The organism is Psychrobacter sp. UBA3483 (assembly GCF_002377905.1).
Lineage (GTDB): Bacteria > Pseudomonadota > Gammaproteobacteria > Pseudomonadales > Moraxellaceae > Psychrobacter.
Genome location: NZ_DFQS01000069.1, coordinates 40,641 through 50,638, shown reverse-complemented (window position 1 = coordinate 50,638; position 9,998 = coordinate 40,641). Strand labels below are relative to the sequence as shown.

7 protein-coding genes are annotated in these 9,998 nt (G+C 43.8%); all 7 read right to left on the bottom strand.

The features are described 5' to 3' along the window. Positions 1–35: 35 nt before the first annotated feature. Positions 36–152 carry a DUF2474 domain-containing protein gene (locus B2866_RS12485; protein ID WP_102077207.1) on the bottom strand — a complete coding sequence of 39 codons (117 nt, stop codon included), beginning with the start codon at positions 150–152 and terminating at the stop codon, positions 36–38. A 124-nt stretch (positions 153–276) separates the two neighbouring features. Beyond that, positions 277–1,293, bottom strand: coding sequence for a cytochrome d ubiquinol oxidase subunit II (gene cydB, locus B2866_RS12480; RefSeq protein ID WP_102077206.1), 1,017 nt, complete (start codon positions 1,291–1,293; stop codon positions 277–279). Further along, the gene (locus B2866_RS12475; protein WP_296194818.1) at positions 1,293–2,798 is read right to left on the bottom strand and encodes a cytochrome ubiquinol oxidase subunit I; all 1,506 of its coding nucleotides are present in this window, start codon (positions 2,796–2,798) and stop codon (positions 1,293–1,295) included. The genes cydB and B2866_RS12475 overlap by 1 nt, the downstream gene beginning before the upstream one ends. Before the next feature lie 513 nt (positions 2,799–3,311). Beyond that, positions 3,312–5,861 carry an esterase/lipase family protein gene (locus tag B2866_RS12470; RefSeq protein WP_296194815.1) on the bottom strand — a complete coding sequence of 850 codons (2,550 nt, stop codon included), beginning with the start codon at positions 5,859–5,861 and terminating at the stop codon, positions 3,312–3,314. A gap of 338 nt (positions 5,862–6,199) precedes the next feature. Continuing rightward, positions 6,200–7,438: a tetratricopeptide repeat protein gene (locus B2866_RS12465; RefSeq protein ID WP_296194812.1), complete on the bottom strand. Its 1,239-nt coding sequence runs from the start codon at positions 7,436–7,438 to the stop codon at positions 6,200–6,202. A gap of 252 nt (positions 7,439–7,690) precedes the next feature. Next, positions 7,691–8,335, bottom strand: a complete 645-nt coding sequence (gene coq7 / locus B2866_RS12460; protein ID WP_201591678.1) for a 2-polyprenyl-3-methyl-6-methoxy-1,4-benzoquinone monooxygenase — start codon at positions 8,333–8,335, stop codon at positions 7,691–7,693. A gap of 170 nt (positions 8,336–8,505) precedes the next feature. Beyond that, positions 8,506–9,846: an MFS transporter gene (locus tag B2866_RS12455; RefSeq protein WP_296194805.1), complete on the bottom strand. Its 1,341-nt coding sequence runs from the start codon at positions 9,844–9,846 to the stop codon at positions 8,506–8,508. Positions 9,847–9,998: the final 152 nt, after the last annotated feature.

Genomic DNA, 9,998 nt, shown 5'->3' with positions numbered 1-9,998 from the left:
TTCGAAGTTGAGAGTGGGGTAAAAATAGATAGATTTTACACACCCATTGCCAATTTTATTAATTGAGCAATGGTAAAAACAACCAAAAATCCCGCCAAATATAAGCCTATAAACCAAGCCCATTGCGATTGTTTTTTACTGAGTTTTTTCATCACTATCTCCAAACTGCCTTTTAACTCCAAGCTATTTTCTAATAATCAGTTATCACATATTCATGAGCGGATTAAGATAAGCGCGGCTACTATCCTTACTAGATAGATAATAGCCGCAGCTTATTTAATACATGTGCTCGTGGTCGGTTTTACCTTTAAAAGTATAATACGCGAAAGCCGTGTAACTTAAGATAATAGGTAACATAATACCGGCGCCGATGAGCATAAAGGAGAGCGAAGTATCAGCCGCTGCTGCCTCATAAATTGTCATTTGATACGGTACGATATATGGGAATATCGCCATACAAACGCCGATATAACCCATCAGAAATAACGCAACGGTCAATAAAAATGGACGATACTCGCGCTCAGTAGTTAAATCTTTACGCATAAAGAAGAATAAGAGCAAGACGATAATTGGCATCGGCGCTAGATACAACAGCCCTGGTAAACTAAACCAGCCTTCCAGCGCTTCGATATCTGAAAAATACATAAATATCGTCACCGCAATCATTGCGATGATTAAGGCGGTGAGCAGCCAACCTGATACTTTGCGCGCCCAGACTTGTAGCGTGTGTTCGGTTTTGATAATCAGCCAAGTAGAGCCCAGTAGCGCATAACCAATCAATAGCGCAAAACCACACATGATAGAGAAAGGTGAGAACCAATCAAAAGGGCCACCCGTATACAGACGATTGCTGGCCTCTAAACCTTGGACCAGCGCCCCAAGCATAATACCTTGGGCAAACGTCGCAACGACAGAGCCGATAAAAAAGAAACCATCCCAAACGTAGCGATGGGCGGTGGCTTTAAAACGGAATTCAAACGCCACGCCGCGCATAATTAAGCCAAACAGCATAAAGATAACCGGCAGATAAAGACCGCTCATAATGATGCCGTAAGCGACAGGGAAGGCTGCAAATAAACCACCACCGCCCAGTACCAACCAAGTCTCGTTACCATCCCAAAAAGGCGCGATAGAGTTCATCATGCGGCTACGATTTTTATCAGAGCCTGCAAACGGGAATAGAATGCCGCAGCCCAAATCAAAACCATCTAGTAAGACGTAAATAAAGACTGATAACGCAATTAAGCCGCCCCAGATTAAGGGTAAATCTAATACATCACCATAGTTAAACATTAGCGTAACCCTCCATTATCGACGTCGTCAGCAGGTTCATCCAAACCTTCTTCAGGCCCTTTGGTTTTATCAGCAGCGCGCTTATCACCGCTTAGCGTGCGACCTTGGGCTTCAGTGACAGAGTGATCATAGAAATGATCATCCGACGGATCTTCGTACGGCTTGGGTCCTTGTGCAATGAGGCGCAAAATATAAAAGCTACCCGCGCCAAAGACAAAGGCATACAGAACGATAAAGCCAATCAAGGTTGTCGCCACTTGCTGCGCTGCGACCGGTGACATGCTTTCAGCAGTACGAATTACTTCATATATCGTATAAGGTTGACGCCCCGTTTCAGTCACAAACCAACCCGCAAGCAATGCTACAAAGCCAAGTGGCGTCATCATCATCCATGCACGGTGGAAGAGTTTGCTCTCAGGATCGAACTGCTGCTTTTTAAAGTACTTATAAAGGCTAAATAAACCAATGAGTACCATCAACATACCAATACCAACCATGATACGAAATGCCCAAAACACAATCATAACGGGCGGCTGATCTTCTGGTGCCCAATTTTTAAGACCCTTGACCTCGCCATCTAACGAATGTGTCAAAATTAAACCTGACACATAAGGAAGACTGACTTCATAGTTATTGGTCTGGTTTTTTTGGTCAGGTATCGCAAACAGCCGTAATGCTGCACCGCGTTCATCTTCCCAAATTCCTTCCATCGCCGCGACTTTAGCCGGTTGATGCTCTAAGGTATTTAAGCCATGCTCATCACCAATGAGGACTTGCGCTGGTGCCACAAATATCGCCATAATCATCGCCATGCCGAGCATAACCCGACCATGCTGCCGATGCTCAACGTGTCTTTTGGACTGCAGATAATAAGCGCCAATACCACCAACCACGAAAGCGGTGGTTAAGTATGCCGCCGTCATCATATGGGCGTAGCGATAAGGGAACGAAGGATTAAAGATAATCTCAATCCAATTGGTGGGATATAACAGGCCATCAGCGCCTAGCATAAAACCTTGCGGCGTTTGCATAAAGCTGTTGGCAGCTAAAATCCAAAATCCTGAAATCATCGTACCGATGGCAACAATGGCGGTAGAGGCAAAATGCATGCGTTTGCTTACCCGTCCCCAACCAAAGAGCATAATTCCTAAAAAGGAGGCTTCTAAGAAAAACGCCGTCAAGACCTCAAAAGCCAGTAGTGGCCCTAAGATATTTCCGGCTCTGTCGGAAAATACTGCCCAGTTGGTACCAAATTGGTAAGACATGACGACACCAGATACCACGCCCAATCCGAAGACGACAGCAAATATTTTTACCCAGTGTTTGTATACTTCAACATAAATAGCCTCGCCAGTTCTTAGCCAGCGAAACTCAAGAACGGTCAACCAACTGGCAAGACCGATAGAAAAAGCGGGGAAGATAATATGCCAGGAAATAACGAAGGCAAACTGAATGCGCGCGAGCATCAACGCATCCATTTGATCAATCATAAATGTAGCGAACATAAACGGTTACCCTTATCTGTTAGCTGAATAGCGTTGGCTTCCATGATACGCGCAAGTAACTGTCCGTAACCGTCCATCAATTAGGGCGCTTATTATTACGGGCAATCGCTAAGTATTAGTTAGCGGCAAATGTAATTAAGATAAAAATTTAACTAAAATAGCGTTCATTACCCTTATGTTTTATTCATTACCGTACGGTAAGACTCAGACATTCTAGAGTTGACTATTTAGCCAAAGTAAATAATTTATATCCTTATAAACTATTAAATATTCATCAAATGATAGTTTAAGTCATAGCAAACGTGTCAGTATTATGCGCTTCACCTTACGCACACGCAAGTTGCACAAGTGTGCTATCACACACCTATGCGTTCATAAACCACTTACAATATTAGCCAATAACCTTTGAAATAATAGTCATTGTTTAACTATTGTTATCAATAGATACCAAACAGTAATATAAAAAAACAAATTTTAATAATAAGAATTTAAAGCTTTTTATATAGGTAAAATTTAGTTTGCATCTTGCTGCTGTAATTGTTGATGTAAAATACGGCGTAAGGTCAAAATGGTTTGCGGGTTTTCTTGTATGCTATGACCGCCGTTGATGACCGTCTCTGAGGCCGCACCATCGAGGTGAGCGCTGGTGTAGGGCACGATACCATCTGACAGCTGCTCGGTGAGTGCTTGCCCAACCTCCCCATCGACTGTCACGGCGGCGACCAGCGGCTGACCTGGCAACTCATCACTATCCGTTAACAGCGGGTTGTTATCATCGATGCCGATAGCGTCCTCTGTATTGTCATCCTCTGCTATTTCTTCGGACAAATCGAGCTTTGCCCCAGCAGGTTGCATTTCTGCCAAACCTCTGGTGATATCGGCATCGTTATTGGCGATGATTGAATGATAGGTGATACGGTCGTTGATACGGATGTCTTTGGTTAATTGAATAAAAGATGATTTGTCACTTAATTGACTGGCGCCATTTTGTAGATATAGGGCGCCGAGCGGGTTTTGAGCCAAATCACCTTGTATAGCTAAGGTGGCTAAGTTATCGGTCACCGTTTTTACCAAGCCAACGGGCAGATAAACTATGCGGCGTAGTGCCCGAGTAAACCAGCGGTCGGCGTAATCAGTACCGCGAAACGGCGACGATAAAAATACCGCCGTATCTACTTGCGGTAAGGTTTTAAGCTCAAAACGCTCTTTCAGCTGCTCTTTGCCTGCAGATTGTTTGATTGCTTCACGTATTTGGCGCTTTTCACTCATGGACAGTACGTTTTGGTCGTCAAGTCGGTCTAAATCATCGAGCAAATTTTCGTCAGACAGCATCATACGCGCAATGATACCGCCCATACTGTGGCTGATAATGACGCTATTTTTGCTAGCAATATTTTGCCCAGTGGGATCGGTTTTTTCATAAGTGGTATTGATGAGCTTTTGGATTTGATAGCGATTTTCCAAAATAGGCAGATTGGTGGGATAAAAAATCTGCCAAACTTGATAGTTATTACGCAGTTTGTCGTCATTAAAAATATCGTTGGTCAAATTTACCCACGTTGCTGGGCTTGACGCCAAACCATGCAGCATGATGATGACGCGCTTATCAGGGTCATAGGGCTCGAGCATAAAGAGTTTGGGTAAACTGGTTTCTTTTTTACGGGTAATCAGGTTTAGATAACCGACGCCATCGAGCTGGTTTTCTGCCAGCCATAAGCCGTAACCCGCCGAAAAGTTTGCCGCCAATGGATAATCGTCACCTAAAATATTGGCGCTCTCGCTGCGGTAAGGATTATATAAATGAATATCAAGCTGTTTGCTACTCAGCGTATCAAGTACACTGTTGCCAGTCGGCTTAATCAGACCAGTCATCAGTAAGTGTCCGGTTGGATAAATGCGCGTACTGGCATCATCACTGTCCAAGCTTTCTTTTGAACTTTGATTTACATCGCTCATCGTTTGACGCTTGCTTTCTTGATGGAGTCTGCCTGTCCTATCTGCTAACGATGAAACCAATAACTGACGAATGGTGGTGGTATAGCGGTCATCTAATGAAGCCACCAAGCTGATACCCAAACCTGGACGCTTACTAATAGAGTTTAGTCCAGAGAGGCGCAGCTCATAGGTCGAGACCAAATCGGTTAGGGCAGCGGTTTGTTGATTGGCATTTTTGAGGTAGGTATTTTCATTGGGTAAATAGACATTGAGATTGTAGTCGTCTATTTGCATTTTCATGACTTTGATTTGGTCGGTTGCTCGCCCCTTGACGGCCGTGCGGTTGGCAATCGCTGCTTGCTCGCTACCAGTCACCTTACTTGCCGACGTTGGCAAGTATTCTACCTTGGTATCACCCATCATCTTACCGCCCCCATCAGCCGTCTGATAGAGTTGGGTAATCACATCGTTACTGGCAGCGTTATAGATGTCTTGAGTTTGGATATCCATCTCGCTTGGAATACGACTTTGCGCTTGTGAGCGTTTGGTTTCTTTATCAGCACCTTCAAAATCATGCTCTAAACTGTCGTAAAATAAATAGGTATAACTGGTTTTAATGGCATCAAACAAACGTTCTTGATAGCCAATCAAGCAGCTATCGGTTCTTTTTTGCTGCGCTTTAGCATCAGCGTCGCTTAAAGGCGCGTTGGCATAGTAAGGATCAAGTGGTGGGCGGGCAAGGGCATTGCGGCAATCTTTAGATTCGCCAAGCTGGCGCGCTTTTGCGTAGTGCAATTCAGCAAAAACCGCCAATGCTGGGCGATAATGTTCATTTAGCATGCTGTCGGTAAGCTGCGTTAGGCAGAGGTTAAACTGCTGCATACAAGCTTGTTCATTTAGCCCGGCTGACAATAAGACTGAAGCGGTGTCGCTACTCAGTTTGTTATCGGTGACGATATTGCCGCGCTGAGCCGCAATGGTCTTTGCTGAGGCCTGTTTATTGACTGAAACGGTGCTACAGGCAGGCAATAGCGACATTGCTGCGACCACTGCCAACAAAGTGAGGGGTTTATTGTTATTCTTATTTTCTGGCGACGGTATACCGTTGGCAGGGTCAGCAAATATCATAGATTATTCCAGTAATAATGATCAGCAAGGCATCATAAATAAGTGATAAATATCACCTTTATATAGCAGCATGAGTGTAACGTAAGTTGAGCTATTCGACTATTGTATTTGTTATCTCATATTCAGTCATCTTATATTCATATAGTATGAAATACTATCGAAAAGATGGGGAGGGTACTGCTTAAAATGCCGTATGGATGTTTTCATATTAGACACAAAAAAGCGCGCTTATATTATTAAAAATAATTGAAGCGCGCCTTTCCTTGGTCTTTAAATAGGTAAGAGTTGGTTATTATTTTGCCAACCAGCTAACCTATTCAGCTTTACATAACGAAGATCTAAGTGCTTGGTTTGATGTTAATATCTGGAGCAGGGATATCCCAAATATAGAATTTACCGTCCTCGATCAGCTTAATTTGTTGACGAATAACCGCATTATCAGGGTTTTGTTGTGCCAAGCGGCGTAAACGCTCTAACGCTTTATCACGGCGATCACTTAATAAGTCAGATTGCGCAAGACTTTGCTCAGCTTCGGTGTAACCAAGAGTAACGGCTTGATCAAGATATTTTTGACCTTCTTTAAAACCGCCCCCTTCTGAGAGCATCATGCCATAGATAAAATTGGCTTCGCCGCTATTTGGTTTAAGTTTAATGGCGCGATCGATATATTGTCCGCCACGTACCGTGTATTCTGAGCCTAAATCTAAGTTACGTCCCATGCCATTGAGTTTGGCGGCGCGAACTAAGACATCATATGAAGCATTTGGCGCTTTGGCATACGGTTCAATCCACTCGGTCATGACTTTAATTTTTTCACGGGCGTTGTGGCGTTGGGTACGGTTGGGAAAATTTGGTGGATAATGGCGCGCATTTGGCGACACTTCTTTAATGAAGTCATCGAGTAAGCTGACGTCCAGTTTATCAGTGCCAAGTCCTTGCTGCTGCGGTATGAGCACGGTAGGCACAAAGCTGATATCTGAAATAGTCACTTGCGGCGCTGGGATATTTGGCAGCTGACCACTGCGTAAATCAATACCCGTTGCGGTGATAGGTCCGCGCTCATAAACGCGCGTCGTACCGGTCAACTCGGACGTGTCTGGTGTTGGTACGGCTGGTGGTTGGACAGCATTTTGCGCAGTATTTAAAGGTACACGATTTGGCTGTGTAATAGCCTGCTGGATATTCTGGACATTGCCTTGTTGCGCATTACTTTGCTGCATATTACTAGCTTCAGTATTGGCTGATGGCGCTATGTTAGTTGGTTGAGCAGTATTCTGCACAACGTTATTTTGAGCGCCAGCCTCAACTCCAACATTGGCTTGGGCATCAGCTTGCGCCGTGCTGATCGTTGCATTTGGTTTTGCTAGGCGAATGATACGTTTACTAGAATCGATAGCGCTAGGTACTGCTGTGCTGCTCGTAGCAGGCGCTGCGGTGGCGTCCGCTTCTGCTGCATTTACTGGCGCTGATAGCAGCATAGCACAGGCTGCTGCTAGTGCCGTTAGAGTCGCAAACCTAGGCGCTTTACTAGAGTGCGATACTTTATTACAAATAGGCGTTTGGCTGATGGCTTTCATAAAAATAATTACCTTGTTTAATCGTTGTCGTTTATCAGTTATTGTAGTTACTGACTTGTTATCTATTCATCCATTGATTGATCGTTAGGTTTTGGCATTCCGTAAAATCGTACAAATTTTTCATACCCTAGCAAATTAATCTGACTGCTAACAGTAGTAGGATTGTTAAAAGTACAGAATAATGCCGTAACTGAAGCCACTATAACAAAAATGTAGCTGAGTAGTGCTTTACGTATTATAGATGATAAACGGTTATAAATGATAAGCCGTGGCTTTCATGCGATTGGCCATCCAGCGCATTGTGTGGCGTACCAGTGGCGACAATGCCGCGCCGCCATTGGCCAGTGCCAACTCGCGGTGATGTAATTCTTCAATATCCATTTGCGCCAGTATTTCTCTTGAGCGTTGATCTTGCGGTGGCAATTGACCGATATGATCTTGTAAATGCTCACTAACTTGCGCTTCGGTTTCGGCGACAAAGCCCAAGCTAAACTCATTAGAAATCGCCCCTGCTACCGCGCCAAGACCAAATGACATGCCATACCATAGGGGCGTAAAAATACTAGGATGGCTGCCAAGCTCATCTAAGCGAACCTCGCACCACACTAAGTGGTCGACCTCTTCTTCAGCCGACTGTTGCATGGCTTGCTTGACGTCATCGTTTTTTGCGGCAAACGCTTGCCCGTGATACAGCCCTTGGGCACAGACTTCGCCCGTATGATTGATACGCATCAAGCCTGCGACATGACGCGCTTCGTTGATACTCAGCTCAGGAATCTCATCACTGCTGACAGGCAGCGGGCGAGTGCTAGGATTTGAATGCGGTACGACCGCTCGCAATGCTTTATCTACCCCAAGTAATAGCTGGTCAATTTTTGATAAGGAACGCTGCGCCATGGTTCACTCCTGATGGCTGTATGAATTATAAATAAAATTTACGGTAGACAGATTTAAGTTATTTAATATACCACTTAGCCTATCAAACAACACTTATCGAATCACTATAACAAACAATAGACAATCTCGGCAGCGAAATTATTGGCTTGCCGATTCACATTGTTATATGGCTAGTCGTATCGATTCTGCTCGTCGTCATGGGTTTGGATAACGGCCTGTTTGACATGTTTATTAAGCTTGAGATATAAAAATATACCAAAAATAATATTTAATAAGCCGGTGACTAAAAACAGTTGCGGCAAATTTAGCCCCAGCGCATTTAATATCACAATCGAGAAAATCGCCGAACACACCATAAAGATGGCATTAAAGATATTATTGGCGCCAACAATGCGCGCACGATGGCTTTTTGGCGCATAAGCCTGCATAGAAGCATATAAAGGCACGATGTATAAACCGCCGCTAAAGCCCAAAAAGAACAAGTCGGCAAAGACGCGCCAGCTACCGCTCAGACCCCATAAATCACTGATACCAAATAGGGCAGCCGAGCTGGCATTGATATTGAGCCCTGACAAAGAAAAATATAAATCAATGGCAAAAATGCTAAGACCTGCAATACCAAAGGGCAGTAAGCGCAGACTGACTTGGTTTTTGGTCAAGGATTTGCACAGTAGTGAGCCAATCGACACCCCAACTGAAAATAGCGTTAATAGAAAAATGACTACGGACTCATCGCCATGCAAAATGACTTTGCTGAATTCTGGCGTTTGGGTCAAAAACGTCGCGCCATAAAACCAAAACCAGCTATTACCAAGAATGACAAAGAATAAAAAAGGTAAGGAGTATAAATAACGCACCGTCGCCATACTGGTGGTAAAGATATTCCAATTAATCTTCAAATTAGGCTGCATCGCTGGCATGATGGGAATAAAACGGGCGGCAAAATAGCCTATCGCCGCGACAAAAAGCACCGTCATACTTATCCAAAATAGCGGCTCGGTAATTTGAGTCAATACCCCAGCGATAATCATACCAAGCAAAATAGCAAGTGAGGTACCCATTTGAAACAAACCATTGGCACCGACCAGCTCATTTTCCCTCATTGCTTGCGGCAAGTACGCATACTTAATTGGCCCAAAAAACGTCGATTGCGTCCCCATCAAAAACAGTGCCACAAATAACAGCGCGTACCATTCAAAGACAAAGCCGACAGCAGCAATAATCATGATGCATATCTCAAGCAATTTGATTAAGCGCGTCAGTTTTGATTTTTCAAACTTATCAGCAATTTGCCCTGCCAATGCCGAAAATAAAAAGTACGGCAAAATAAACAACATCGCCGCCAAGTTATTTAAAATACTGACTTCCATGCCCAATTGGCTGGCAGCAGTATAGGTTAGCACCAGTATCAGTGCTTGCTTAAAAACATTGTCATTAAAAGCACCCAAAAATTGGGTAAAAAACATGGCATTAAACCGGCGATGTTTAAAGAGTTGAAACTGATTGGCCATGAAGATTCCTACAGATGGGTCGCGGCTAATAAAGAAGAAAACAAGCTTTTACGTAGCTATTGGTAGATAAACAATTATCAATACTATCAAAAACTTATCGAAATATAGCATAGGTTTTATCAATGTTAAGCCGTATAATAGCAAGGCTTTGG

Excerpts from the sequence above, each read along its gene's own strand:
- B2866_RS12470 (WP_296194815.1), bottom strand. The coding sequence starts at position 5,861 with ATGATATTTGCTGACCCTGCCAACGGTATACCGTCGCCAGAAAATAAG.
- B2866_RS12485 (WP_102077207.1), bottom strand. The coding sequence starts at position 152 with ATGAAAAAACTCAGTAAAAAACAATCGCAATGGGCTTGGTTTATAGGC.
- B2866_RS12465 (WP_296194812.1), bottom strand. The coding sequence starts at position 7,438 with ATGAAAGCCATCAGCCAAACGCCTATTTGTAATAAAGTATCGCACTCT.
- cydB (WP_102077206.1), bottom strand. The coding sequence starts at position 1,293 with ATGTTTAACTATGGTGATGTATTAGATTTACCCTTAATCTGGGGCGGC.
- coq7 (WP_201591678.1), bottom strand. The coding sequence starts at position 8,335 with ATGGCGCAGCGTTCCTTATCAAAAATTGACCAGCTATTACTTGGGGTA.
- B2866_RS12455 (WP_296194805.1), bottom strand. The coding sequence starts at position 9,846 with ATGGCCAATCAGTTTCAACTCTTTAAACATCGCCGGTTTAATGCCATG.
- B2866_RS12475 (WP_296194818.1), bottom strand. The coding sequence starts at position 2,798 with ATGTTCGCTACATTTATGATTGATCAAATGGATGCGTTGATGCTCGCG.